This is a genomic window from Exiguobacterium sp. s7, from assembly GCF_018618195.1.
Classification (GTDB): Bacteria; Bacillota; Bacilli; order Exiguobacteriales; family Exiguobacteriaceae; genus Exiguobacterium; species Exiguobacterium mexicanum_A.
This window is the reverse complement of sequence record NZ_JACSLO010000002.1, coordinates 215,207-240,130: the sequence shown is the minus strand read 5'-3', so window position 1 is coordinate 240,130 and position 24,924 is coordinate 215,207. Positions and strand designations below refer to the sequence as shown.

Here is a 24,924-nt window from a genome sequence, read left to right as displayed (position 1 = left end):
CTTTTTGTTATGTGAGTTCGGTACTATAGGCGTTAATAATTTTCTTGACGAGCGGATGTCGAACGACATCGGACGACGTAAAGTGTTCGAAATGAATTCCTTCGACTCGCTCGAGCAGATGTAACGCCTCTTGAAGACCTGACGCCTTCCCTTTAGGTAAATCCACTTGCGTCAAGTCGCCTGTGACGACCATTTTCGACCCGAAACCGAGTCGCGTCAAGAACATTTTCATCTGCTCTTTCGTCGTGTTCTGCGCCTCATCTAAAATGACGAACGCATCTTCAAGCGTGCGTCCTCGCATATAGGCGAGCGGGGCGACTTCGATTGTGCCACGTTCGAGCAACCGATTCGTCTGCTCGACGCCATAGACGTCAAACAAGGCGTCATAGAGCGGACGTAAGTATGGATCGACTTTCTCTTTCAAGTCGCCTGGCAAGAAACCCAAGTTTTCCCCTGCTTCGACGGCTGGACGCGTCAAAATAATACGTTTGACTTGTCCTTCTTTCAATGCCCGTGCTGCCAAAACGACGGCCAGATAGGTCTTTCCGGTCCCGGCCGGCCCGATTCCGAAGACAAGATCGCGTTTTTCAATGGCACGAACGTAGCGGCTTTGTCCGACTGTTTTCGCCCGGATCGGTTTGCCTTTGTTCGTCGTGAAGACGACCCGCTCATAATGCTCGAGCAGTTCATCGCCTTTGCCGACCTTGATATGTTGAATCACGCTGATGGCATCACTCTCGTTCAAGCGAGCCCCTTTTTTGACAAGCTGTTGTAGCGTCTTGATGACGGTTTTCGTCAATTCAAGTGTGTCAGCAGTATCGGCCTGAATGATCAATTCTTCTCCACGAGGAGTGAGTGCGACCGCGAGTTCTGCCTCGATAGCGTGAAAGACCTCGTCTTTCGGCCCGAGGAGTGCCTGTGCTTCGTTCGCATGTTCCATGACGAACGGTATCTTATCAGTCATAATCAATGGTTGTTTCTCCTCCCCATCAGTAGATTGTTCCTTCTTTACTTTAGCACTATCAAGCCGTTCGTGAAAGAAAGACCGTCCGTTTCGGCCATAAAAAGAAGCAGTGACTCGATGTCACTGCTTCAGGCTTAGCGACGGCGTTTCGACACCGGCGGCTGCAAAATTTCACTCCAAACGACAGCTTGCCGAACTTGCTTCATCGACATGCGCGGTTGCGGTTGCGGCCGAGACTCGGTCGCCTCCGAAATCGGCGGAATCTTGACTGTCTGTTCGAACTGCGCACTCACGTGCGGTAATTCTTCCCGCCGGCGCGACGGCTGAGACTCTCTTGATTCAGCCGGGGCAGCGACACGACGACGCAGTTTTTGCGGCGTCGGTTTTTCCTTGCCATCGCGTGGCTCGTCAAATGTCGCCTCGACTTCTTTCATCATGTCACCGACCGTATCGAGATAGCGTTTCAAATCCGTACTCGGCGGCCGTTCTCCAGTAGAAGATGATTTCTCCATCCGCTTCATGACCGCCGAAGCGATCCCGAATGCGGCGAGGAGTAGTACCCAAAGTCCATCCATCCCGATCACTCTTTGTCAGATTCGACTGGGTGACCGATCGCTTTACGCATTTCTGTATCGGCTTGGACGTTCAAGTAGTTGACGTAGTCCATGACACCGAGCTTGCCGTGGCGAAGCGCATCTGCCATCGCAAGCGGGACTTCAGCCTCGGCCGCGACAACTTTCGCGCGCATCTCTTCGACTGATGACTTCATCTCTTGCTCACGGGCGATAGCCATCGCGCGGCGTTCTTCCGCTTTCGCTTGCGCGATTTTCTTATCAGCCTCGGCTTGGTCGGTCTGAAGAACCGCTCCGATGTTTTTACCGATATCAATGTCGGCGATATCGATGGACAAGATTTCAAACGCGGTCCCTGAATCAAGACCTTTCGTCAATACGGTACGTGAAATCATATCCGGATTTTCCAAAACGTGTTTATGGTTATGTTGCGAACCGATCGTCGAGACGACCCCTTCACCGACACGGGCGATAATCGTTTCTTCTCCGGCACCCCCGACAAGACGGTCGATGTTGGCACGAACCGTGATCCGGGCTTTCGCTTTCACTTCAATCCCGTCCATGGCCACACCGGCGATGAACGGCGTTTCGATGACTTTCGGGTTGACGGACATTTGAACAGCCTCTAACACGTTTCGGCCGGCAAGGTCGATTGCTGCGGCACGTTCAAACGACAATTCGATATCGGCACGGTGGGCCGCAATCAAGGCGTTGACGACACGGTCAACGTTACCCCCAGCCAAGAAGTGACTCTCGAGCTGGTTCGTATTTAAGCCAATACCGGCTTTGACCGCTTTGATGAGCGGGTTGACGATTTTCGATGGGACGACGCGACGGAGTCGCATCCCGATCAATGTGAAAATCGAGACGTGGACGCCAGCGGCGAACGAGCTGATCCACAGCCCGACCGGGACGAACGTGAAGAATACGGCGAGCGCAATCAATCCTCCACCTGAGATGAGTAACGTGGTCAATAGTTCTGGTGTCATTCTGTTACATCCTCCTTCGGCTCTATAAAGCTACGGACGACAACGCGCCCTGAATCGACTTTATACACCTGAATTTTCGTTTGCGAATCGAGATAGCTACCTTCTGTCACGACATCAATCCGTTCTCCGTCAATCTCAGCGGTACCCGCCGGGCGCAGCGGCGTCAATGTGACCCCGACTTTCCCGAGTAACCGTTTGCGGTCATCGTGAGACAGGTACCCTTTGTCTGATGACGTCGAATCGGTCAAAATCAACCCTTTATACATGAGCGAACGATTGGACTGCAGGCGACGATATGCCCAAAATCCGAGTCCAGCGACGATGGCCGTGGCTAAACCGAGCGACAACCATAGTTGCCCGATCGTGGCGCCCGCCATAATCAAACTGGCGACGACCGCCCCGATCCCTAGCACGCCGAACAATCCAAAACCGGCAACGAACACTTCAATTCCTAGAAGGACGATCCCGACAAAAAACACCGTCAGAATCACTCCGAGACCAAATGTCATCGTATTGCAACCCCCTTCCGAGTTCACAAGCTACCTCTTATCTCTAGTGTATACGAAACAAGTTTGCTTGTGGTTTCAGAATACGCAAAAAAAGACAGAAACTTTTGGTTTGACCCAAAAGCTCCTGTCTCTTTCATTAATTCGTCAATTGTTGTTTGACAATGCGGTTCACAAGACCACCGTCTGCCTTGCCTTTAACTTGAGGCATGACGACGCCCATCACCTTACCCATATCTGACGGGCCTGTGGCATTCGTTTGAGCAATAACTGCTTTCACGATCGCCGTGACTTCATCTTCAGAAAGTTGTTCAGGCATATAGGCCTCTAGTACGACAATCTCGTCAGCTACTTTAGATGCAAGGTCTTCACGACCAGCGCTTTCGAATTCTCGGAGGGAGTCTCTGCGCTGTTTCATCTCTCGGTTGAGCACCGTGAGTTCCTCTTCCTCAGTAAGATCTTGTCGACCAAATTTGATGGCCTCATTTTGGAGCGACGCTTTGACCATTCGGATCGTCGTGAGACGATCTTTCTGTTTTGCGCGCATGGCTTGCTTCATGTCGTCCGTCAAGCGTTCTTGAAGACTCATGAGCTAACACCCTCTCTACAAATGAAACTGAAATTAGAATTTCTTACGCTTACGCGCAGCTTCTGATTTCAATTTGCGTTTTACGCTTGGCTTTTCGTAGTGACGACGTTTGCGAACTTCGGCAAGAGTGCCATCTTTCGAAACACCGCGTTTGAAACGACGAAGAGCGTCTTCAAGCGATTCGTTTTTACGGACACGAGTTTCCACTAGTTTTCCCTCCCTCCGAATTACACGACTAAGGAAACGTGTTTCACACGTCATAACATATTATAGTGAAAGTAAGTCGTGCGGTCAACCACTAGTTATTAATAGTCGCTATCTGAACGTCCGCCTGTGACGATGGCGATTCCAGCTGATGCGCCGATGCGCGTCGCGCCGGCATCGATCATCGCTTGTGCGCCTTCGAAATCACGTACGCCGCCTGAAGCTTTGACGCCGAGATCTGGTCCGACCGTCTCACGCATGAGGCGGATATCTTCTACCGTCGCGCCGCCTGTTGAGAAGCCAGTCGACGTTTTCACGAAGTCTGCGCCTGCTTTGACTGAAAGCTCAGCCGCTTTTTTGATTTCTTCTTTCGTAAGGAGGCACGTCTCAAAGATGACTTTGACGAGCGTCCCGTTTGCCGCTTCGACGACTGCGCGGATATCGCGCTCGACGAGGTCGAAGTCGCCGTCTTTCATGGCGCCGATGTTGATGACCATGTCAATTTCATCTGCACCGTTGGCAATCGCGTCTTTTGTTTCGAACGCTTTCACTTCTGGCGTGTTGGCTCCGAGCGGGAAACCGATGACCGTACATACTTTGACGTCGTCATCTGATTTGAGTTGTTCCGCCGCGTACTTCACCCATGTCGGGTTGACACAGACGCTTGCGAATTTGTATTCGAGCGCCTCGGCACAAAGTTTCGTGACTTGATCTTTCGTTGTTTCTGCCTTCAAGGCTGTGTGGTCGATATAACGTGCTAATTCCATCGTAAAATTCCTCCTCTGATGTATCGGTCTGACATATAGGTCTGACATCTAACATATTATCATGTTTTCTTGAAATGTAACAGCTTTCAATTCAGACGAGTTGACGACGTTTTCGTGTCTGGATCCAGCTGTTCCAACTAAAGAAGAAAATCGCAATCCAGATGCACGTGAACGCAAAAATGTGATAACCCGTGAACGGCTCATTATAGAGGATGACCCCGATCGCGAGACTGAGCGTCGGTGCGATGAATTGAAGAAACCCGACAAGCGTGAACGGGATATGTTGTGCTCCGTACCCGAACAAAAGAAGCGGCAACGCCGTCATCACGCCTGTCCCGACCAAGGCGACCCAAATGACCGGTTCGGTCGTCATCGTCAATCCGCCCTGAGACGTCTGCCAACCTAAGAAAATGATAGCGACCGGCACGACCGCGAGCGTCTCAATCCCGAGACTGACCGTCGAGGCAAGCGGTCGGCGTTTCTTCACCATGCCGTAAAATCCGAACGTACTGGCCAGAATGAAGGCGATCCAAGGGAACGACCCATACCCGAACGTCAAGACGAGCACGCCGATCGCCGCCACGGTCACCGCGAGCCATTGGACTCGGTTTAATGATTCCCGAAAAACAAGCACACCTAACACCATGCTCACGAGCGGATTGATGTAATAGCCGAGTGACGCCTCGATGATATAGCCGTGATTGACCGCCCATATGTACACGAACCAGTTGGCACTGACGATGAAGCCGTTCAACATAAAGGCGTTCCGCGTCGCCCGGTGCCGGAGCGCATAGTTGAACTCAGTCCACTGCTTCGTCCATTTCAAGACGAGTAAGATGAAGAGAAATGACCAGACGATCCGATGGGCCAAGATTTGACCGCTCGGTATCTCCTGTAAAAACTTCCAATAAATCGGTAGGACGCCCCACATGACGTAGGCTCCGACCGTCGGCATGACGCCTTTGTTCACTTCGTTCACCCGCTCTCGTAATCAATTATCGTCAGTGTAGTCGATGCGATTAGGACATTCAAGCGAATTCTTTCGCCATGCACACGACAAAAGAGGTGCGCTCGCAAGCGCACCTCGCATCACTATGAATGTTAGTTCGGAATCGTCGCCACGGTCGCGAGCGCTTGCTCCAAATCTTCAATCAAATCTTGTACATCTTCGAGACCGACGGAGATGCGGACGAGCCCGTCCGTAATGCCGAGCTCGAGACGACGTTCCGCCGGGATTGACGCATGGGTCATCCGGGCCGGGACGCTAATCAAGCTCTCGACCGCGCCGAGACTCTCGGCGAGCGTGAAGTATTTCGTCTTCGCGACGACGAGTTCGGCCGCATCGGCTGAACCGACATCGAAGGCGATCATTCCACCGAAGCCGCGTGCCTGCGACAAGTGGACCCGCTTCGCTTCTTCGCTGCCGACACTCGGATGTAGGACACGGCTCACCGCCTCGTGCTTCGTCAAGTAGTCGACGAGCGCGAGCGCGTTTGACTCGATCGCTTCCATGCGGACCGCGAGCGTCTTGATGCCACGGACGACGAGGAAGCTGTCTTGCGGTCCGAGTACCGCGCCGACTGAATTTTGAAGGAATGCGAGACGCTCTCCGAGTTCTTCCGTCCGAGCGACGACGAGACCGGCGACGACGTCGCTGTGGCCACCCAAATATTTCGTGGCGCTATGAAGCACATAATCGGCCCCGAATTCGATCGGATTTTGGAAGTACGGGGTCATGAACGTGTTGTCGACGACGAACAAGACGTCCGCCTCGTCAGCGATGGCGCGAATCAGGCGCATGTCGGTCACGTTCAACAGCGGGTTCGTCGGTGTCTCGACGTAAATCATTTTTGTGTTCGGTTGGAGCGCTTCACGGACCGCTTGCGTATCGGCCGTATCGACAAAAGATGCCTCCAAGCCAAGTGATTGAAATACTCGATTGAATACACGGTACGTTCCCCCATATACGTCAGAACCGACGATGACGTGGTCCCCTGATTTCATTAACATTAAAATCGTCGAGATGGCTGCCATCCCAGAGCCGAACGCGAATCCGCGGGCACCGCCCTCGATATCGGCGATGAGCGTCTCGAGTGCCGTCCGCGTCGGGTTGGCCGTCCGCGAATACTCATATCCGTCCCGGAGATTGCCGATGCCGTCTTGCTTGTATGTGCTCGTCTGATAAATCGGTGGTGTGACGGCTCCTGTCAGGGGATCCGTCGTTTTACCGCCATGAATGAGTGCTGTTTTTGTACGCATATTCTGCCTCCTTGACTATTCCTTGACTTAAATACCGTTCGACACTGTCCGGTAAAATCGTGACGATGACACCTTCTGTCATCTTCGCTGCTTCTTGAACACATGCCGCGATGGCCGCTCCGGATGAACTTCCGACGAGCAAGCCTTCTTGTTTAGCGAGATGAGCGACATAATAGAACGCCTCTTCGTCCGTAATCGTGTAAATCCCGTCGACGAGGTCGTGCGGCAAGAATGCCGGCCACGCCTCGACCCCAATTCCTTCTGTCTTATGGGGGCCAGGAGCTCCCCCGTTCAAAATCGACCCTTCCGGCTCGACGACGATCGCCTTCGTCCCGTTCGGCCGCAACTTGCTCGCGACACCGGTGAACGTGCCGCCTGAGCCGGCCCCGGCGACGAACACATCGATGTGGGGAAGGTCGGCCTGAAGCTCGAGTGCGAGCGTGTCGACGTACGCGTCCGGGTTATCCGGGTTCGAGAACTGTTCCGGCACATAGGCGTCATATTCGATGGCGAGCTCTTTCGCCCGCGCGATGGCGCCTTTCATCCCGAGTTCGGTCGGCGTGTTGACGACGGTCGCCCCGAGTAGCGCCATGAGCGCCTGCTTCTCTTGACTGAACTTTTCCGGCGTGACGGTCATCAACTTGATGCCGTGACGTTGACAGGCGAGCGCGAGCCCGATTCCGGTGTTCCCGGCCGTCGGTTCGACGACCGTTCCCCCGCGTTCAAGTTGTCCACGTTCAAGCGCCCGTTCAATCAATTGCAGACCGAGACGATCCTTGACGCTACCACCCGGATTCATCATCTCGAGCTTGCCGTATACTTTCACACCCGCAGGTACCGGCAACGTCCGCAATTCGAGAAGCGGCGTCTCCCCAATCAATTCATAGACGCTTTGGACAATCATTTACGCTTCGTCCTTGAAGATGATGTGCCACTCGTCACGCTTGGCAAGCATATCGGCCGCAAGCTTCTTCGCGCCTTCGAAATCGTGATGGTTCGCGCTCCCGCATTGAATCGGGTTTTGTGCCGGCAACTCCGTCGCATTTGCTGCGTCGCGGAGTGTCGCTTCGACGAGGTCGAGCATCGCTTCGTAATCCCCATCGTTCAACATCGTCCAATAGAAGCCTGTCTGGCAACCCATCGGCGAGACGTCGATAATTTGATTCGAATGGCTACGGCTGTTCTCGGCGATCAAATGCTCGAGCGAGTGGACGGCCCGCATTGGCATGAGCCCTTCGTTCGGTTGAATGAAACGGATATCATATTTATAAATCGTATCGGCCGTCCCTTTCTTCACTCCGGCTAAACGGACGTAAGGCGCTTGTACTTTTGTATGGTCTAAATTGAAGCTCTCGACTTTATAACTTTTCATGATTGAGTTCCTCCTGTTTGTTTCGTGGCCACGACGAGCCAGACGAATTTATTTTTTTGCGTAAGGGTGACCGTGTAGCCGTTTGCTTCGAGCATCGCTTGAATCGTCTGGGTATACGGATAAAACTCTCGATTCAAATCTTCGAGTAAATCGGTATAGCCGTTCGCTTCGGCCCAGTCCAAGATGTCCCGTTTCGCTGTTTGCGAGGCGAACATCGTATCAAGCAAAACGAAGCGCGGGGCGTCAAGGTGTTCGACGTAACTTCGAATCGCCGTCCGTTTCTCGTCATCCGTCAAATGATGGAACGCATACGACGACACGATCGTATCGACGGACTTGTCAGTCGGATAGTTGAGAAAATCACCATCGACGATATCGAGCTGTAACTTCTCGGTCGCGACGGCCCGCATCTCTGGCGACGGTTCGACAGGGATGAGGTCGTGCCTCTCTAGAATTCTTGCGCTTAAGTTCCCAGTCCCAATCCCGAATTCCATCACTCGGCCTTCTAACTGGTCGACGACCTCGCCGAGCATCGTCTCGTACCCCGCGAATACTTCGCGATATTGTTCGTCGTGTCCGGTCACGGCCGCGTCATATTCCGACGCCCACTCCTTAAAAATGTCCATGAACTGTAATCCCATTCTGTCACCCCATCATCTTTATTCCGACTATATCGATAAGTTTTATATGATTTATCTACTACAGACTGTATCAACTTACGCTAGAAATCTCAAGTAAATTGTCCATTTCGTTTTAGAGAATTCATTTTTTGAGACTTGGGGCCCTACACTGGAAAAAGACCTATATGCCAATCTGAGCACATAGGTCCAAAGTAATTGTCAGAATCTTTTAATTTGTTCAAATTCATTACCCTTCCGTTTAAAAAACAGGAGGATTTTTGGGTTTAAATCCGCTATCATTTTCCACAAATGGATTTATTTTTTCAAAAAACGATTGGAGGATACTAAATTGCCACAACCAAAATTTTATTTGAACGTCTCCCTCGCGACATGTCTCGCGTTGACCCCTGGCCTGCTCGGTCTCGGTGCCGAACCGGTCTTGGCCAAACCGTCCGTCAAACAAAGCGTGAACACGACGGACAAACACGAGAAGTTACGTGTCGTCGTCGAACTCGTCGGTGCCCCGGCGATCGATCAAGCAAAAAAGAAAGGCAAGAAATTCAATGAATTGACGAAGACCGAGAAAGATGGCGCCCAAAAGGTCGTCAAAGCCGAACAAAAGAAAGCGAAAGCGGCCATCTCGAAAAAAGGCGTTAAAGCCGTGACGCTTGAAGAGTTCACAACCGTCTTCAACGGGTTCAGTACGATGCTCACAGCGACAGATGTCAAAAAAGTCGAGGCGTTACCTGAAGTTGCGCACGTCCACGTCGTCAATGAGTACGAACGTCCAGAAGTCAAACCGGATATGGTCACGAGCAACGGCATGGTCCAATCGCAACAGACGTGGGGCGACTATGGCTTCACGGGCGAAGGCACGATCGTCGCCGTCATCGATACAGGCGTCGACGCCGACCACCGCGACTTCCGTCTCACCGATGATTCGAAGGCTGAGTTATCTCAAACAGAAGTCGAGACGGCCGTCAGCACGTTCGGCATGCCTGGAGCTTACATAAACGAGAAAGTCCCATACGCTTATAACTATTATGATGAGAACGATGACATCCGTGACGATTCGCCTGGCGCCTCGATGCACGGGATGCACGTCTCGGGTACTGTCGCCGCCAACGGTGATGAAGCCGCGGGTGGATTGAAAGGCGTTGCCCCTGAGGCACAAGTGCTCGGGCTCAAAGTATTTAGTAACGACCCGAACTACGCTTCGACATATGGCGATATTTACATCAAAGCCATCGATGATGCGATCAAACTTGGGGCGGACGTCATCAACATGAGTCTCGGATCAACGGCCGGATTCGTCGACGCCGACTCACCGGAACAACAAGCCGTCCAACGTGCCGTCGACAACGGTGTCTTCATGTCCATTTCAGCAGGGAACTCGGCCTACTTCGGGAACGGTTATGACCTTCCATACGCCAACAACCCGGACACGGGCGTCGTCGGTGCCCCGAGTGTCAGCTCGGCATCGACATCGGTTGCATCGCTTGAGAACGATCAAATCCAATTGGACGCGTTCTCCATCAAGTCAGGCGACAACACCAATAAAATCGGTTGGAAAAAACAAGACGGTCCCGCCTTTACACAAGGAGACTATGAACTCGTTTACGTCGGCGACGGGCAACCGAGCCAGTACGTCGGAAAAGATGTCAAAGGGAAAATCGTCCTCGCCGTCCGTGACGGTAGTTACTTCTATTCGAACATTCAGCAGACGGCCGAAGCGAACGGCGCGGCCGGTGTCATCGTCCGCGGTGCTGTCGGTCACGGCGACTACGTGAGCATGGCCTTGTCAAACCCGCAAGTCCCGATGGCCTCGCTCAGCATCAAGGACGGAAACGCCTTGCAACAACGTCTCCTTGCGGGCGAACAGATGACGATCGGCTTTGCCGGCGATCGACTCAGCGTCGTCAACGGTGCGGCCGGTCAGCTCTCGAACTTCACATCATGGGGCATGACGCCAAACCTTGACTTCAAACCAGAGATTTCGGCACCAGGCGGACAGATCTTCTCGACGTTGAACGATAACCAGTACGGCTTGATGAGCGGTACATCGATGGCTGCGCCACACGTTGCCGGTGGAGCCGCCCTCGTCCTCGAACGCGTTGACCGCGACTTCAACTTGACAGGCACGGCACGTGTCACGATGGCGAAGAACTTGCTTATTAACACGTCGAAAGCCGTCACGGATATCGGACCACTCAACAAACAGTTGCAACAAAACCTTCCGTACACGCCACGTCGTGGTGGAGCAGGTCTCATGCAATTGCATGCTGCCGTTTCGACACCAGCGATCGCGTACGAGAAGAAAACGAAAGAAGCAAAAGTCGCGCTCAAGGAATTGAACCGCAGCAAAGCTACGTTCACACTCGTCGTCGAGAACTTGTCGGATAAGGCCGTGTCGTATAACGTGTCTTCGTCACTCCAGACCGATCTCGCCATCGAGCAGACAGCTGGACTCGTTCAGAACGCGATGGAAGCGCAAGCACTCGAGAATGCAAAAGTGACGGTGAATGGCAAGAAAGTTCGCACGGTCAAAGTGAAACCAAATCAAAAAGTTGAATTGAAAATCGCGCTCGACGTCTCGAAAGCGAAAGTGCTCAATCCGAAAACACTCGACGGCCTCGTACCGGCGAAAGACGTCTTCGAGAACGGTTACTTCGTCGATGGATTCGTCCGCTTGACGGACGTCAACGGTCCTGAGGGCAACCCGTCACTCGTCGTGCCGTTCGTCGGTTTCGAAGGAGACTGGGGCAAGGCACCGATCTTCGATGCCTCGATTTATGAAGACGGCTCGTTCTATGAAGTATCAGGCATGGTCGACCAGACAGGAAACTATCTCGGTTCGAACCTTGACAAGTCTGTCGATGCCGACGCGATCGCCTTCTCACCAGACAAAGATGGCTCGAAAGATGCTGCCGTTCCGGTGTTCTCGTTGCTCCGTAACGCCAAAGACGTCAAGTACCGCATCGTCGACGAGTCAGGGAACGTCGTCCGGACGCTGTTCCAAGACGAAGAACTTCGTAAGAACTACTTTGACGGTGGTGCCAACACGCCTTACTACTACTCGGCCGCTTACACGTGGGATGGTCAGTTGAACGGCAAACCAGCCCCTGCCGGCAAGTACTTCTATGAAATCGAAGGAAGCATCGACTACATGAAGAAACAAGCCCAGACGCTTCGCTTCCCGGTCAAAGTCGATTACACGGACCCGACGTTCACGACGAAATGGCAAGGGGACAGCTTGGCGGTCCAAGCAAAAGATGAGTTCTCAGGCATCCATTCGGTCGAATATTTCTTGAACGGGAAATCCGTCGCCAAACAGGCTGACGACAAAGCGGCATACACGTTCGCAGGCGTCAGTGACGCCGATCAAGTCAGCGTTCGCGTCGTCGATCACGCCGGCAACAGCACGACGAAGACGGTCGCCTACTCGACAGACGCCGATAAGCCGGGCGTGTTCGTGAACGCCCCGCTCGCATTGACGCCATACGCGACATCGGACATCCCGGTATCTGGAACGATTCAAGATGCATCTGCGATCCAATCGTTCCAAGTTGACGGCGTTGACGTGCCACTCACATGGGATGATGCGAAGAAAGAACACGTCTTCAACACGACCCGCAGTTTCGTGGACGGCGTCCATAAATTACGTTTTGTCGCGGAAGACGCGGCCGGCAACGTGACCAACTTCCAACGTGCGATTTTCGTGGACACGACACCAGCCGTCATCGAAATCGGGAAACTGCCGAAGAAAATCGGTAAAAAACAATCGACGGTCAACGTCGACGTGACCGTGAAAGACAACTTTGATGAAGTGAAGCTTCTCGTCAACGGTGACTTGAAATTCAGCCAAACGCTGAAGGCTCCGTATGAGATGCGTTCGTTCACTAAAACCGAGCGAATCGCGTTACCTGTGACAACAGGTGAGAACACGTTCACGTTCGAGGCGACTGACCTCGCCGGAAATGTGACGACGAAGACGATCACACTCGTCAAAAAATAAGTAGAAGGGCTCGCGTCTTGGATGCGAGCCCTTTATCTTTCCACAAAAAATGGCTCTCGCATGTGCGAGAGCCATTTGTGTGGTGTATCAATTCAATTCAAGGGCGTAGGAAATAGCTGAGAGCGCATAGAGCGGAGCCGTTTCCGAACGCAAGATACGCGGACCGAAGGCACAAGGTACGGCACCCGCCTCGATCCAACCGGCCACTTCCGCTTCATCGAAGCCGCCTTCTGGACCAACGAGAAGCAGGAGCTTCGAGCCCGGTCGAGCGGCTGTCAATACCGTCGCAAACGCGGAACCTTCTCCGTGTTTGGCCACCTCTTCGTACGCGAGAACGACCGCATCATACGCATTGAAACGAGCCGTTAGCTCTTTTGGGGTGAGATAAGCACATGTCGGGACGACGGCGCGGTACGACTGTTCGGCCGCCTCCTGCATGATTTTTTGGAGCCGTTCCAGCTTTTTCGGCACCTTCTTGGCGTCCCATTTGGCGACCGAGCGCTTCGACTCGAACACCAACAGATGATGCATACCGAGCTCGGTCCCTTTTTGGGCAACGAGTTCGACTTTATCCCCTTTCGGGATCGCGTAGGCGAGCGTCACGTCAACCGGCAGTTCGGTCGTCGCTTCCCGCTTCTCGACGACGCGTGCCGTACCGGACTTCTTATCGAGCGTCACCACTTCGGCCACGTATTCAAATCCGGTCCCGTCCAAGAGCACGAGTTGATACCCAGAACCTCCCCGAAGCACTGTGCCGATGTGATGCACGACGTCGGCCGGCAATTCGACGAGATCGCTTCCAAACGCTTCACGTTGTAAAAAGTATCGTTGCATGGCTTACCCTTTCTTCGCGATGATGGCGACCCAATCTTCCATGACACGCGTCTCTTCAATCGTGAATCCAGCCGCTTCGAGCGCAGCTGTCACTTCGGCCCGCTTCTGACCGATGATTCCAGACGTGATGAAGTAACCGCCTGATTTGACGCGCGCATAAGCATCATCGATGAAGAGCATGATGACGTCGGCCAAAATGTTGGCGACGACGAGGTCGTACTCGCCCGTCATCCCTTTCAGCAGATCTCCCGTCTTCACGTCGACGACGTCTTGGGCATCGTTCGTCTCGACGTTTTGACGCGCCGATTCGACGGCGACCGCATCCAAATCAAGCGCCTCGACACGTTCGGCGCCAAGCTTCGCCGCGGCGATGGCGAGTACACCGGATCCGGTACCGACATCGATCAAGCGGTCACCCGGCTCGATATAATTCTCGATTGCTTGGATACACAGCATCGTCGTCGGATGTGTCCCGGTGCCAAACGCCATGCCCGGGTCAAGCAAGATGACGTTCTCTTCAGGTTGCGGCTCATAATCTTCCCAGAGCGGGACGATCGTGAGATGTTGCGAGATTTTGACGGGCTTGTAGTATTGCTTCCACGAATGGGCCCAGTCCTCTTCGTCCATCTCGACGACCGTCACTTCGCCGGTGCCGATGTCGAGCATATGACGCAACCCGTCCACTTCTTTTTTGAACGCGGCGAGGGTGTCTTGGAAATCACCCGACGCCGGGACGTACGCTTTCACGTAGACGCCGGACGTCGGATACGATTCTCGTCCGGAAACGTCCCAAATCTCTCCGAAATGGTCTTCGGCCATCATCTGGTCGTAGTCCTCGACGTCCTCGATGACGACCCCTTGTGCCCCCACTTCATGTAATAAGTTCGATACGGCTTCGACTGCCTGCTGTGTCGTGTGGACACAAATTTCAGACCATTTCATCGTTTCACACGCTCCTTTTACTGACTAAAAAACTTCTTCATTTTTTGGAACAGGCCGTGCTGTTCTTCGACGCCTGCTTCCCCGCTAATCTCTTCGAACTCACGAAGCAGTTCTTTTTGACGGTCGGTCATGTTCGTCGGTGTCATGACGACGATATTGACGTACTGGTCGCCATTGCCGCCGCCGCGGACGCTCGGCATCCCTTTGCCGCGCAAGCGGAATTTCGACCCGGTCTGCGTGCCGGCTGGTACTTTTAGGCTCACCTTGCCGTGGACGGTTGGCACTTCTAGCTCGGCACCGAGTGCTGCTTGTGCGTATGTGACCGGCATCTCCATCGTGATGTGTTGGTCGACCCGTTCAAAGATCTCGTGGGCCCGGACGCGGACGACGATATATAGGTCACCGGCTGGTCCGCCGTTATAACCTGGGCCGCCTTTTCCGGAGAGACGGATTTGTTGGCCGTTGTCAATCCCGGCTGGAATCTTGACTTCGACTTGCTTCTGTTTCTTGACGTGGCCAGAACCATGGCACGTTTCACATTTTTCTTTGATCGTCTTCCCGCTGCCGTGACATTGGCTACACGTCCGCTGGTTGACCATCCGCCCGAGAATCGTGTTCTGTTCGACCGTCTCGACGCCGCTACCGCCACAACGGCCACACGTCTCTGGTTTCGTCCCTGGTTTGGCACCGCTGCCCATGCACGTGTCACATTCCACTTCGATCTCGAGGTCGATTGTTTCCGTCTTGCCGGTCACGCTCTCCATGAAATCGAGATCGACGACGTATTGATAATCTTCGCCGCGACGTGGAGCGTTCGGGTCTTGACGACGTCCGCCGCCACCAAAGAACATGTCAAAGATGTCACCGAAGCCACCTTGGAAGTCGCCACCGCCACCGAACTGGCTGGCCCCTTCAAAACCGAAGCGGTCATACTGGGCCCGTTTCTGCTCGTCTGACAGCACTTCATACGCTTCTCCGAGCTCTTTAAATTTATCGGCCGCATCCGGCTCTTGGTTGATGTCTGGGTGATATTGTCGTGCGAGCTTACGATATGCCCGCTTGATGTCTTGTGCCGAGGCCGATTTATCCAGGCCAAGCACTTCATAATAATCTCGTTTCGCCACGTTACTCTCTCCTCTACACTGTCTAAACTAAGATTCTACCGAATCTACCTTAACATGGAAAGAGCCAAAGCAGAAACCTGCTTTGGCGCTCTCCTATCTATCGGTTGCCTTATTTACGATCGTCGAGGTCTTCAAACTCCGCGTCGACGACGTTGTCGTCTTTCGCTTCCGTCTGTGTCTCGGCACCTTCAGCACCTTGCTCTTCAGCCATGTTCGCATATACTTTTTGCGTCAATTCTTGAACGACGTTTGACAATTCGTCTTTCGCCGTACGGATTGCTTCGAGGTCTGTGCCTTCGAGTGCTGACTTGGCTTTTTCTTTCGCCGCTTCAGCACGCTCTTTGTCAGCCGCATCGACTTTGTCGCCAAGGTCTTTGATCGCTTTGTCTGTCGCGAAGACGAGTTGGTCCGTTTCGTTGCGGAGTTCGGCTTCTTCTTTACGCTGTTTGTCCGCTTCTGCGTTCGCTTCCGCTTCTTTTACCATGCGCTCGATTTCAGCCTCATCGATACCTGAAGACGATTGGATCGTGATCGACTGCTCTTTGTTCGTACCGAGGTCTTTCGCCGATACGTGAACGATTCCGTTCGCATCGATGTCGAATTTGACTTCGATTTGCGGCACACCGCGTGGTGCCGGCGGGATGTCCGTCAATTGGAAGCGGCCGAGCGTCTTGTTATCCGGCGCCATCGGACGTTCCCCTTGGAGGACGTGGATGTCTACGGCCGGCTGGTTGTCAGCTGCCGTCGAGAAGACTTGTGATTTCGAAGTCGGGATCGTCGTGTTACGGTCAATCAACTTCGTCATCACGCCACCCATCGTCTCGATACCGAGCGAGAGCGGAGTCACGTCGAGAAGGACGACGTCTTTGACGTCACCAGCGAGGACACCACCTTGGATGGCTGCACCGAGAGCAACAACTTCATCCGGGTTGACACCTTTGAACGGCTCTTTTTTCGTGAAGTCGTGAATTGCTTTTTGGACCGCTGGGATACGTGTCGAACCACCGACGAGGATGATCTTGTCGAGGTCAGATGGTGTGAGCCCAGAGTCTTTCAAGGCACGGCGTGTCGGTTCCATCGTGCGCTCGACGAGGTCGGCTGTCAACTCATCGAATTTCGCACGCGTGAGCGTCGTTTCAAGGTGAAGCGGACCAGCAGCTCCGGCCGTGATGAACGGAAGGCTGATGTGTGCGCTTGTCACGCCTGAAAGGTCTTTCTTCGCTTTTTCAGCTGCGTCTTTTAGACGTTGGAGCGCCATCTTGTCTTGTGCGAGGTCGATGCCATTCTCTTTTTTGAATTCAGCTACGAGGTAGTCGATGACTTTTTGGTCAAAGTCGTCACCACCGAGACGGTTGTCCCCTGCAGTAGCCACAACTTCGAAGACACCATCGCCAAGTTCGAGGATCGACACGTCGAACGTACCGCCACCGAGGTCATAAATCAAGATCGTGTGGTCTTCACCTTTGTCGAGTCCGTAAGCGAGTGCTGCTGCCGTCGGCTCGTTGATGATCCGCTTGACATCAAGTCCAGCGATTTTCCCTGCGTCTTTCGTCGCTTGACGCTCGGCATCGTTGAAGTAGGCAGGAACAGTGATGACCGCTTCTGTTACTGACTCACCGAGGTAGTCTTCTGCATCTTTTTTCAATTTTTGTAAGATAATCGCCGAAATTTCTTGCGGCGTGAACTTCTTGCCATCGACTTCTACTGTATGAGCCGTACCCATGTGACGTTTGATCGACTGGATCGTGTTCGGGTTTGTGATCGCTTGACGTTTCGCGACTTCTCCGACTTGACGCTCTTCCCCTTTGAAGGCGACGACAGATGGTGTCGTACGGTTCCCTTCCGCGTTCGAGATGACGACTGCTTCGCCACCTTCCATCACTGCTACACATGAGTTCGTTGTCCCTAAGTCAATTCCGATAATTTTACCCATTGTCTATTCCTCCATCTAATTAAGTAATGTTATTCTGAAACTTTTACCATGCTCGGACGAATGACGCGCCCGTGCATCGTGTACCCTTTTTGAAGCTCCATCGTCACGATCCCTGATTCGAACTCATCGCTCGGCTCTTGCATGACCGCTTGATGATAGTTCGGGTCAAACGGTTGTCCGACCGCTTCGATCGCTTCGACGTTCTCACCGTTCAAGACGTCGAGCAACTGGCGGTGAATCATGTCGACACCGGCTTGAATCTGCTTGGCGTCGTCCGAATTCGCTTCAACTTGAAGCGCACGCTCAAAGTTGTCGATGAGCGGGATCAATTTCTCGACGACCGTCTGCGATGCGAATTTGACGCGTTTCGCGTTCTCTTCGTTCGTCCGGCGTCGGAAGTTGTCAAAATCCGCACGGATGCGGAGCTCGCTCGCCTTGAGCGCGTCGATTTCTTTTTGTAAATCCGTCCCCTCAGAAGTTTGTTCCACAAACTCAACATTTGAAACCTCTTCAGCTTCGACTGTTTCCGTCTGTTTCGGATCAAAATCTTTTTCTTCGAGCACTTCTTCTGGCTCTGGCCCATTCTGTTTGTCAGTTGTCATAATGAGGCTCCTTTCCATCACTCTTCTAATTTCGTTCGCCTGAGCGCCTCAATGATTTGTCCCATCATCTGAACCCCGTGTCGATAATCCATCCGGGTCGGTCCGATCATCGCGATCGTCCCGAACGTCTGACCGTCGAGCGTATAGTCGGACGTGATGACGCTACAATTTTGAAGCGCGACGATGCCATTCTCGCTTCCAATGCTCACATAAATCTCGCGGTTTGGCAACGATTCGAGCCAGTCGGTCAACCGCTCCTGCTCGTCGATCCATTCAAGGAACGGACGCAACGTATCAAGCGTCTGGAACTCAGGTTGGTTGAAGATGTTCTTCTTCCCGCCTAAGTAGAGCGAAGCAGGATGTTGGACGCCGACGGTCGATTGAATGAGTTGCATCATGAACTCGAATTGTTCCTGATGCGCGAGTCGAAGCTTGGACACTTCTTCTCCGATCCGGAACTTCAGCTGACCGAGTGGAGTTCCTTTCAGACGATCGTTCAAGAAGCGGATCGTCTGTTCGACCAGGTCCGGCGCCATCGGAGAGTCGAATACGACCGTCCGATGTTCGACGTGGCCTTGATCGGTCACGATCAAGACGACGCCACGCCTTTCGTCGAGCGGCATCAAATCGATTCGGGCCAGCCGATTCATCTGGCTGTTCGGACCGAGCGCCACCGTCGTATAATTGGTCAGGTCAGAGAGTAGGTCGGCGGCTTGACGGATGAGCACTTCCGACTCTTGGGCCGAGGCACGTAGCCGCTCGCCAAGGCGATACGTCTCCCGCTCGTCGATGATTTTCGTCTCGACGAGATGGTCGACATAATACCGATAGCCGACTTCGGACGGGATGCGTCCGGCCGACGTATGCGGCTTTTCAATCAGACCCATATCTTCTAAATCAGCCATGTCGTTCCGAATCGTCGCCGAACTGAATGACAAGTCATCCCGCTTCGATAACGTCCGCGAACCGACTGGTTGGGCCGTTTGAATATAATCATCAATGATGGCTCGTAAAATGAGCAATTGTCTCTCTGTCAGCACAACGTCACTCCTCTCTGAAGGATTGGCCTCGCTTTATTAGCACTCATATTTACTGAGTGCTAATCACACTTCAAATATTATCATGTTCTCCATATTTGTCAATTCATTCGCATCATTTTTTCCAGTCCCATAGAGCCTTCCGGTATGCATGTTTCTTCAAGTTTCGGTATGATACGAATTGAGGTGATTAGATGTTTACAACACAACAATTTAACGTATTCACGCAAGACGGACTCGATGCCCGCATGGCAGGCATCCGCTCTGAGATTCAACCGCTGTTCCATCGTATCTATGAAGAGGTCGGTCCCCAACTCGAGGCCGATGTCGGTGTCCCGCTTTACTTGCATGTCGCCAAACATGCCCGTCGGACGGTCAATCCACCGAAAGACACGTGGATGGCGATCGGCCATGACAAACGCGGCTATAAGAAGCATCCCCATTTCCAAGTCGGATTATTCGACGACCGGGTCTTCATCTGGCTCGCGTTCATCTATGAGATGCCGAACAAAGAAGCGATCGGCCGTCGACTCATGACGATCGACTTCAAATCAGAGTTCCCGGACTTCCATATCGCCGGGGATCATATGAAAAAAGACGCGTTCTTAGTCGAGGAGTCGTCAGCTGAATCGATCGAGGCGATCACAGAACGGTTCGCGACGGTGAAGAAAGCGGACTTCTTGATCGGTCGTCAACTTCCGGCCGATGCGTCGATTCTGCAAAACGAAGCCGCGTTCCTGGCGCTCGTCGAGGATACGTTCAGCCGGCTCATGCCGATTTACCGCGATCTTGTCTTATAACCAAAACAAGGGCGAACCCAATCCGGGTTCGCCCTTGTTTGTTATGACATCGATGTCTGTTCCGGTGAGTCGCTCATCCGTGCCTCGCCGATGAAGGCAGCGAACGCCTCGTTGGCGAGCGGGAGCCCAGATTCGGTCAAGCGGACGTGTGTGTCCGTCGTCTCGATCAACCGTTTTGCCTCGAGTTCCGACAAGACATGCCCGAATACCGAACGCATCGACACACCATACTTCGACTCGAACGTCGCAAACGACACGCCTTGACGCATCCGGAGTCCGAGGAACAGTTCCTCTTCCATCTTCTCGACCGTCTCGAGCATCGTCGTATTGCGAACCGGCAGCCCTTCCGCCTTGATATAGTGCGGAATCGGCGCGATGTTCGCTCGACGCTCCCCGTTCAAATAACTGTGCGCCCCGGCCCCGAAGCCATAATACTCTTCGTTGCGCCAGTACACTTGGTTATGACGGCTCTCCCGTCCTTTGAGGCTATAGTTCGAGATCTCATACTGTTTCAAGCCTCGACGTTCGAGCGTCTCCATCACTTTCAAGTACATCTCGACTTCGATGTCCTCGCCCGGGAGGCGCAACTTCCCTTTCCGCTCTTGAATCGCGAACACGGTGTGCGGCTCGAGAATCAACGAATAGGAAGACACGTGTTGGATTGGGAGCTTGAACGCCAAATCGAGGTCGCGCTCGATCTGTTCGAGCGTCTGTTCCGGCAAGCCGAACATCAAGTCGATCGAGATGTTATCGAATCGCTTCGCCGCTTCCGTCACGGTCGCGAACACGTCATCGGCCCGGTGTGTCCGTCCGATTCGTTCGAGTCCACCGTCATCGAACGTCTGGACGCCGAAACTGACGCGGTTGACCCCTCCTTGTTTCATCGTATCGAGCTTCTCGGCGCTCACGAAGTTCGGATTTGCCTCGATAGAGTATTCGAGGTCCGGCGACGCGAGCGGGAGCAAGTGACGCGCGACCATGTCCATGAGTCGTTTCATCTGCGCCTCATTGAGGGCGGTCGGTGTCCCGCCGCCGATAAAAATCGTCTCAATCGTATCGGTCGGGTATTGTTCGAGCGAGAGTTTGATTTCTCGTTCTAATGCATCTAAATAGTCATCAACCGGTTGGTTCTTCAAGAACACCTTGTTGAAATCACAGTAATAACAAATATGTTCACAAAATGGAATGTGAAGATATACGGCTTTAGCCATGGCGGCCACCCCTTTCTTCTCTTCCATTTATAACGCTTTTCACGCCGTGACGCCACTCTGCACGTTCAATCGAACCGATGAATGAACAGACCGCTCTTTAATTTCGGTTCGAACCACGTTGATTTCGGCGGCATTTGACCGCTCTCGTCGGCGACGCGCATCAGCTCTTCCATCGCCGTGGCGTGACACGTCAACACGACGACGTCATCACGTTCAGCCAAGTCGGCGAGGCGCGTCGGGGCATCTTTGCCGCCGATGAAATCGATTCGTTTGTCCGTCCGTACGTCTTTGACATGGAAATACGGCTCGAGCACATCCCGTTGCAACGTCGCGACGTCGAGCGCCGTCGTCGCCTGCCGTTTTTTGAGCATGAAATGCTCGCCCCGGTAAGACAAACCGAACGTGCCCCGTTCGTTCGGGACGTGTAAGGCAGGCACCGATTCAATCTCATACGAGAAAGCTAAACCGTCAAGCAACGCTCTGACTTCTTCTGGCGCCACATCGTTCAAAATGCGATGGTACGGCAAAATCGTCAGCTCATCGCTCGGGAACAAGACGCCGAGGAAGTGGTCCCGCTCTTGTTTCGATTCCGCTTCATGGATCGGGCTCCGGGCGACGACAGCTGCGGCTTTGGCCCGGTGATGTCCATCGGCGATATAGAGGGCTGGGATACTTGCCCCGAGCATGATGACGCGTGCTTGATGCTTGGATGGCACGGCATAGCCTTCATGGATGACACCTTCACTGTCCGTGAAGGCGAACAACGCCTCTCCTGTCGTCGCGTCGTCCAAGATGCGACGCAATCCTTCGTCCGGGACGTGACTCATCAAAATCGGGCCGGTGTGCGCTTTCGTCGCCGATACGTGTTCGACCCGTTCGCGCTCTTTCACCTCACGTGTGTGCTCGTGGATTTTGATTCTCCCCGTCTCATAATCGGTCACCGAGAACGTGGCGACGAGTCCGGTCTGCACATGTCCATGGTCGGTGAGCCGGTAGACGTAAAACCCATGTGTCCGCTCGGTCAATTCTGATTCATAGAGCCGTTCGAGCTCATGACGGGCTCTGCGTCCCCAGGCGTCGAGCGGCATGTCCGCCGTGAACAGTTCTGGTTTATCGACCGAAAGAAAAGAATCAGGACGCTGTTCGACGTCTTCACGCGCCTGTTCGACAGTGACGATATCGTACGGGGCGGCAGCGACCGCCTCGGGGTGTTTCGGCATATACGGGGCAAACGGTTTAAATACGACCATGGTCATTCCTCCTTAAAATTCGCGGACGCGCATGACACCCTCGATGTCATATAGGGCATGCACGGATAACGTCTCATGTTTATGGTTGTCGATGTCGATCAATGTATAGGCCACATCGTTGCGGCTCCGGTTGACCATGTTATCGATATTGATTCCGTTTTCGGCGAGCCGGCTCGCGATTTGACCGACCATGTTCGGGACGTTCAAATGAAGTACCGCCAAACGCCGCTTCCCGACATACGGAAGTTCCGCGTTCGGGAAGTTGGCCGAGTTACGAATGTTACCGGTCTCTAAGTACAGTTTGAGCGTATCGACGGCTTGAATCGCACAGTTCACCTCAGACTCGTGCGTCGACGCCCCGAGATGCGGGAAGGCGACGACTTGTGGATGACCGAGCAGCGCCTGTTTCGGGAAGTCAGTGATGTACGTCGCCACGTTCTCATCGAGCGCCTCGAGCAAATCGGAATCGTTCACGAGCTCACCGCGGGCGAAATTCAAGATGGTGGCGCCCGGTTTCATCTGTTTGAACCACGTCGCGTCGATCATGTGACGCGTGTCATCGGTGAGCGGCATATGAATCGACAGGATATCGACATCGGCGAGCAATTCGCTCAACTGCTTCGCCCGCTTCACTTGTTGCGAGATGTTCCACGCCGCGTCGACCGATAAATGCGGGTCGTAGCCGACGACGTCGATGCCGAGGTGGAGCAAGTCGTTGGCGAGCGACGCACCGATCGCACCGAGACCGATGATCCCGACTCGCTTGCCTCTTAGCTCAGACCCGACAAAGCGCCGCTTCTCGTCTTCCATCGCCTGCTCGAGCGACGCCTGATCGGAAAACGTATGACCGTTGACCCAGTTCGTCCCTTCTAAAATCGGTCGGACCGACAACAGCATGCTGGCGAGCACGAGTTCCTTGACGGCGTTCGCATTCGCGCCCGGTGTATGGAACACGACGACCCCTTGACGAGCCAACCGTTCGAGCGGAATGTTGTTCACACCGGCACCGGCCCGGGCGATGGCCAGCAAATAGGGCGGGATGTCCGCCTGATGGACGTCATGACTCCGAATGACCCAGGCGTCGGCTTGCTCCGCATCATTGACGGCGTACTCGCTCGGTTCGAAGCGTCTTAGCCCGTCTTGGGCGATTTGGTTATACGTTTTTATATGAAACATCTTGTCCCTCCTGTTCAAACTCGTGCATCACGTCAATGAGACGCGTCACACCTTCAAGTGGCATCGCATTATAAAGGCTCGCTCGAAGACCCCCGACCGACCGATGACCCCCGAGCTCGATCAACCCGCGCATCTCCGCGAACTGCCGGAACGCTTCATCCGTCGCGTCATTTCCGCTCGTGAACGGGATATTCGTCAGCGACCGTTCCTTGCCGGAGACGAGCGCGCGAAATACCGGTGACGTATCCAAGGCGTCATATAACAGCTTGCTCTTCTTTTCGTTGCGACGTTCCATCTCGTCGACGCCCCCTTCGGACTCGACCCAGGCGAGAACCCGCTCAGCGACATATAAACTGAACGTCGACGGGGTGTTAAGTAGCGTGTCGACATGCTTGCTGTAAGCCAGATACGACGGCAAATCGCGCTCGGTGACCAAGTCACGACGAATGACGACAATCGTCAATCCGGCCGGACCGATATTTTTTTGGGCACCGGCGTACAAGAGACCATAGCGCTGTACATCGATCGCTTCCGCTAAAATGTTCGACGAGATGTCGGCGACGAGCGGGACGTTCGTATCCGGCAACGTCGTGTAGCGCGTACCTTCGATCGTATTGTTCAACGTCACGTGAAGATAATCCACATCCTGAATATGTTCCGGCCACTCCGGGATTGCGTCGTAGTTGGATGACGCTGAACTACCGGCGACGATGACGTCACCGAAGTGTTTTGCGTCATTGATCGCTTTCTTCGACCATGTTCCACTGTCGAGATAGGCGAAGCGACCCGATTCCCGCAGGTTCATCGGCACCATTGAAAATTGAAGCGTCGCCCCACCTTGAAGGAACAGGACGGCGTAATCGTCTGGAATCTGCATCAATCGCCGCAGTCTCGTCTCGAGCTGCTCGACGATTGTCGCGAACGTGTCGGAGCGGTGACTCATCTCGACGATGGACACCCCTTGTTTATAGGAAAGAAACTCGGCTTGCACTTCTCGTAAGACAGGTTCTGGCAATACGCCCGGCCCTGCTGAAAAATTATATATCGACACCGCCACTCCTCCTCTATTTATCTGTAAGTGGGTACTATTCCGTACCTGGCCCACCGAATCCTGCCAAATACGAAAAAAACGCCCTCATCCGTAGATAAGGGCGAACG

The 24,924-nt window shown here is 53.6% G+C and carries 24 protein-coding genes; 2 read left to right on the top strand and 22 right to left on the bottom strand.

All coding sequences use genetic code 11. The features are described 5' to 3' along the window. Nucleotides 1-7: 7 nt before the first annotated feature. The 12 genes from KNP79_RS03760 to KNP79_RS03705 form a co-directional block, all read right to left on the bottom strand. Nucleotides 8-964, bottom strand: coding sequence for a PhoH family protein (locus KNP79_RS03760; RefSeq protein ID WP_034779973.1), 957 nt, complete (start codon nt 962-964; stop codon nt 8-10). 134 nt (nt 965-1,098) lie between these two features. Further along, nucleotides 1,099-1,539: a hypothetical protein gene (locus KNP79_RS03755; RefSeq protein ID WP_034778119.1), complete on the bottom strand. Its 441-nt coding sequence runs from the start codon at nt 1,537-1,539 to the stop codon at nt 1,099-1,101. 5 nt (nt 1,540-1,544) lie between these two features. Further along, a complete protein-coding gene (gene floA, locus KNP79_RS03750) occupies nt 1,545-2,525 on the bottom strand; it encodes a flotillin-like protein FloA (protein WP_034778121.1) in 981 nt (326 codons plus the stop codon). Further along, the gene (locus tag KNP79_RS03745) at nt 2,522-3,034 is read right to left on the bottom strand and encodes an NfeD family protein (RefSeq protein ID WP_034778122.1); all 513 of its coding nucleotides are present in this window, start codon (nt 3,032-3,034) and stop codon (nt 2,522-2,524) included. Before KNP79_RS03745 ends, floA begins: the two co-directional genes overlap by 4 nt. Before the next feature lie 136 nt (nt 3,035-3,170). Beyond that, nucleotides 3,171-3,620, bottom strand: coding sequence for a GatB/YqeY domain-containing protein (locus KNP79_RS03740; protein WP_034778124.1), 450 nt, complete (start codon nt 3,618-3,620; stop codon nt 3,171-3,173). A 33-nt stretch (nt 3,621-3,653) separates the two neighbouring features. Then, nucleotides 3,654-3,848, bottom strand: coding sequence for a 30S ribosomal protein S21 (rpsU, locus tag KNP79_RS03735; RefSeq protein WP_029334745.1), 195 nt, complete (start codon nt 3,846-3,848; stop codon nt 3,654-3,656). Nucleotides 3,849-3,925: 77 nt separating this feature from the next. Continuing rightward, nucleotides 3,926-4,591: a deoxyribose-phosphate aldolase gene (gene deoC, locus KNP79_RS03730; protein ID WP_029595219.1), complete on the bottom strand. Its 666-nt coding sequence runs from the start codon at nt 4,589-4,591 to the stop codon at nt 3,926-3,928. A 91-nt stretch (nt 4,592-4,682) separates the two neighbouring features. Then, nucleotides 4,683-5,570 carry an EamA family transporter RarD gene (gene rarD / locus KNP79_RS03725; protein ID WP_214797265.1) on the bottom strand — a complete coding sequence of 296 codons (888 nt, stop codon included), beginning with the start codon at nt 5,568-5,570 and terminating at the stop codon, nt 4,683-4,685. 122 nt (nt 5,571-5,692) lie between these two features. Beyond that, nucleotides 5,693-6,850, bottom strand: coding sequence for a bifunctional cystathionine gamma-lyase/homocysteine desulfhydrase (locus KNP79_RS03720; RefSeq protein ID WP_214797266.1), 1,158 nt, complete (start codon nt 6,848-6,850; stop codon nt 5,693-5,695). Continuing rightward, nucleotides 6,816-7,754, bottom strand: a complete 939-nt coding sequence (locus KNP79_RS03715) for a PLP-dependent cysteine synthase family protein (protein WP_215189972.1) — start codon at nt 7,752-7,754, stop codon at nt 6,816-6,818. The genes KNP79_RS03720 and KNP79_RS03715 overlap by 35 nt, the downstream gene beginning before the upstream one ends. Beyond that, complete coding sequence (locus KNP79_RS03710; RefSeq protein ID WP_021065678.1) at nt 7,755-8,222, bottom strand: S-ribosylhomocysteine lyase; 468 nt, start codon at nt 8,220-8,222, stop codon at nt 7,755-7,757. It lies immediately after the preceding gene. Next, the gene (locus tag KNP79_RS03705) at nt 8,219-8,848 is read right to left on the bottom strand and encodes a class I SAM-dependent methyltransferase (RefSeq protein ID WP_251132861.1); all 630 of its coding nucleotides are present in this window, start codon (nt 8,846-8,848) and stop codon (nt 8,219-8,221) included. The genes KNP79_RS03710 and KNP79_RS03705 overlap by 4 nt, the downstream gene beginning before the upstream one ends. Nucleotides 8,849-9,191: 343 nt before the next feature. Between KNP79_RS03705 and KNP79_RS03700 the strand changes: the two genes are divergently transcribed. Then, nucleotides 9,192-12,857: a S8 family serine peptidase gene (locus KNP79_RS03700; protein WP_215191325.1), complete on the top strand. Its 3,666-nt coding sequence runs from the start codon at nt 9,192-9,194 to the stop codon at nt 12,855-12,857. 87 nt (nt 12,858-12,944) lie between these two features. Here the strand turns inward: KNP79_RS03700 and KNP79_RS03695 are convergent, their stop codons facing one another. The 6 genes from KNP79_RS03695 to hrcA all read right to left on the bottom strand — a co-directional run bounded on the left by KNP79_RS03695 (nt 12,945) and on the right by hrcA (nt 19,332). Continuing rightward, the gene (locus KNP79_RS03695) at nt 12,945-13,691 is read right to left on the bottom strand and encodes a 16S rRNA (uracil(1498)-N(3))-methyltransferase (protein WP_215191323.1); all 747 of its coding nucleotides are present in this window, start codon (nt 13,689-13,691) and stop codon (nt 12,945-12,947) included. A gap of 3 nt (nt 13,692-13,694) precedes the next feature. Further along, nucleotides 13,695-14,633, bottom strand: coding sequence for a 50S ribosomal protein L11 methyltransferase (gene prmA, locus KNP79_RS03690; RefSeq protein WP_034778137.1), 939 nt, complete (start codon nt 14,631-14,633; stop codon nt 13,695-13,697). A gap of 17 nt (nt 14,634-14,650) precedes the next feature. Then, nucleotides 14,651-15,757, bottom strand: a complete 1,107-nt coding sequence (gene dnaJ / locus KNP79_RS03685; protein WP_034778138.1) for a molecular chaperone DnaJ — start codon at nt 15,755-15,757, stop codon at nt 14,651-14,653. Between the two features lie 109 nt (nt 15,758-15,866). Further along, on the bottom strand, nt 15,867-17,690 hold the full coding sequence (gene dnaK / locus KNP79_RS03680) for a molecular chaperone DnaK (RefSeq protein WP_138859216.1): 1,824 nt from the start codon (nt 17,688-17,690) through the stop codon (nt 15,867-15,869). Nucleotides 17,691-17,719: 29 nt separating this feature from the next. After that, nucleotides 17,720-18,292, bottom strand: a complete 573-nt coding sequence (grpE, locus tag KNP79_RS03675) for a nucleotide exchange factor GrpE (protein WP_214753070.1) — start codon at nt 18,290-18,292, stop codon at nt 17,720-17,722. 17 nt (nt 18,293-18,309) lie between these two features. Then, nucleotides 18,310-19,332 (bottom strand): heat-inducible transcriptional repressor HrcA, encoded by a 1,023-nt coding sequence (hrcA, locus tag KNP79_RS03670; protein ID WP_034778141.1) that lies wholly within the window; start codon nt 19,330-19,332, stop codon nt 18,310-18,312. 191 nt (nt 19,333-19,523) lie between these two features. Between hrcA and KNP79_RS03665 the strand changes: the two genes are divergently transcribed. Further along, nucleotides 19,524-20,129, top strand: coding sequence for a DUF1054 domain-containing protein (locus KNP79_RS03665; protein WP_034778142.1), 606 nt, complete (start codon nt 19,524-19,526; stop codon nt 20,127-20,129). A 41-nt stretch (nt 20,130-20,170) separates the two neighbouring features. Here the strand turns inward: KNP79_RS03665 and hemW are convergent, their stop codons facing one another. The 4 genes from hemW to serC all read right to left on the bottom strand — a co-directional run bounded on the left by hemW (nt 20,171) and on the right by serC (nt 24,817). Then, nucleotides 20,171-21,340 carry a radical SAM family heme chaperone HemW gene (gene hemW / locus KNP79_RS03660; protein WP_214753068.1) on the bottom strand — a complete coding sequence of 390 codons (1,170 nt, stop codon included), beginning with the start codon at nt 21,338-21,340 and terminating at the stop codon, nt 20,171-20,173. A 65-nt stretch (nt 21,341-21,405) separates the two neighbouring features. Next, nucleotides 21,406-22,590 (bottom strand): DUF1015 domain-containing protein, encoded by a 1,185-nt coding sequence (locus tag KNP79_RS03655; RefSeq protein WP_215191321.1) that lies wholly within the window; start codon nt 22,588-22,590, stop codon nt 21,406-21,408. A 12-nt stretch (nt 22,591-22,602) separates the two neighbouring features. Continuing rightward, nucleotides 22,603-23,766 (bottom strand): 3-phosphoglycerate dehydrogenase family protein, encoded by a 1,164-nt coding sequence (locus tag KNP79_RS03650; protein WP_214712722.1) that lies wholly within the window; start codon nt 23,764-23,766, stop codon nt 22,603-22,605. Next, nucleotides 23,744-24,817, bottom strand: coding sequence for a 3-phosphoserine/phosphohydroxythreonine transaminase (gene serC / locus KNP79_RS03645; RefSeq protein ID WP_214712723.1), 1,074 nt, complete (start codon nt 24,815-24,817; stop codon nt 23,744-23,746). The genes KNP79_RS03650 and serC overlap by 23 nt, the downstream gene beginning before the upstream one ends. Nucleotides 24,818-24,924: the final 107 nt, after the last annotated feature.

Bases quoted from the DNA above. Each gene is read 5' to 3' on its own strand.
- KNP79_RS03760 (WP_034779973.1), bottom strand. From the start codon at position 964: ATGACTGATAAGATACCGTTCGTCATGGAACATGCGAACGAAGCACAG.
- KNP79_RS03755 (WP_034778119.1), bottom strand. From the start codon at position 1,539: ATGGATGGACTTTGGGTACTACTCCTCGCCGCATTCGGGATCGCTTCG.
- floA (WP_034778121.1), bottom strand. From the start codon at position 2,525: ATGACACCAGAACTATTGACCACGTTACTCATCTCAGGTGGAGGATTG.
- KNP79_RS03745 (WP_034778122.1), bottom strand. From the start codon at position 3,034: ATGACATTTGGTCTCGGAGTGATTCTGACGGTGTTTTTTGTCGGGATC.
- KNP79_RS03740 (WP_034778124.1), bottom strand. From the start codon at position 3,620: ATGAGTCTTCAAGAACGCTTGACGGACGACATGAAGCAAGCCATGCGC.
- deoC (WP_029595219.1), bottom strand. From the start codon at position 4,591: ATGGAATTAGCACGTTATATCGACCACACAGCCTTGAAGGCAGAAACA.
- KNP79_RS03720 (WP_214797266.1), bottom strand. From the start codon at position 6,850: ATGCGTACAAAAACAGCACTCATTCATGGCGGTAAAACGACGGATCCC.
- KNP79_RS03715 (WP_215189972.1), bottom strand. From the start codon at position 7,754: ATGATTGTCCAAAGCGTCTATGAATTGATTGGGGAGACGCCGCTTCTC.
- KNP79_RS03710 (WP_021065678.1), bottom strand. From the start codon at position 8,222: ATGAAAAGTTATAAAGTCGAGAGCTTCAATTTAGACCATACAAAAGTA.
- KNP79_RS03705 (WP_251132861.1), bottom strand. From the start codon at position 8,848: ATGGACATTTTTAAGGAGTGGGCGTCGGAATATGACGCGGCCGTGACC.
- KNP79_RS03695 (WP_215191323.1), bottom strand. From the start codon at position 13,691: ATGCAACGATACTTTTTACAACGTGAAGCGTTTGGAAGCGATCTCGTC.
- prmA (WP_034778137.1), bottom strand. From the start codon at position 14,633: ATGAAATGGTCTGAAATTTGTGTCCACACGACACAGCAGGCAGTCGAA.
- dnaK (WP_138859216.1), bottom strand. From the start codon at position 17,690: ATGGGTAAAATTATCGGAATTGACTTAGGGACAACGAACTCATGTGTA.
- grpE (WP_214753070.1), bottom strand. From the start codon at position 18,292: ATGACAACTGACAAACAGAATGGGCCAGAGCCAGAAGAAGTGCTCGAA.
- KNP79_RS03665 (WP_034778142.1), top strand. From the start codon at position 19,524: ATGTTTACAACACAACAATTTAACGTATTCACGCAAGACGGACTCGAT.
- hemW (WP_214753068.1), bottom strand. From the start codon at position 21,340: ATGGCTAAAGCCGTATATCTTCACATTCCATTTTGTGAACATATTTGT.
- KNP79_RS03655 (WP_215191321.1), bottom strand. From the start codon at position 22,590: ATGGTCGTATTTAAACCGTTTGCCCCGTATATGCCGAAACACCCCGAG.
- KNP79_RS03650 (WP_214712722.1), bottom strand. From the start codon at position 23,766: ATGTTTCATATAAAAACGTATAACCAAATCGCCCAAGACGGGCTAAGA.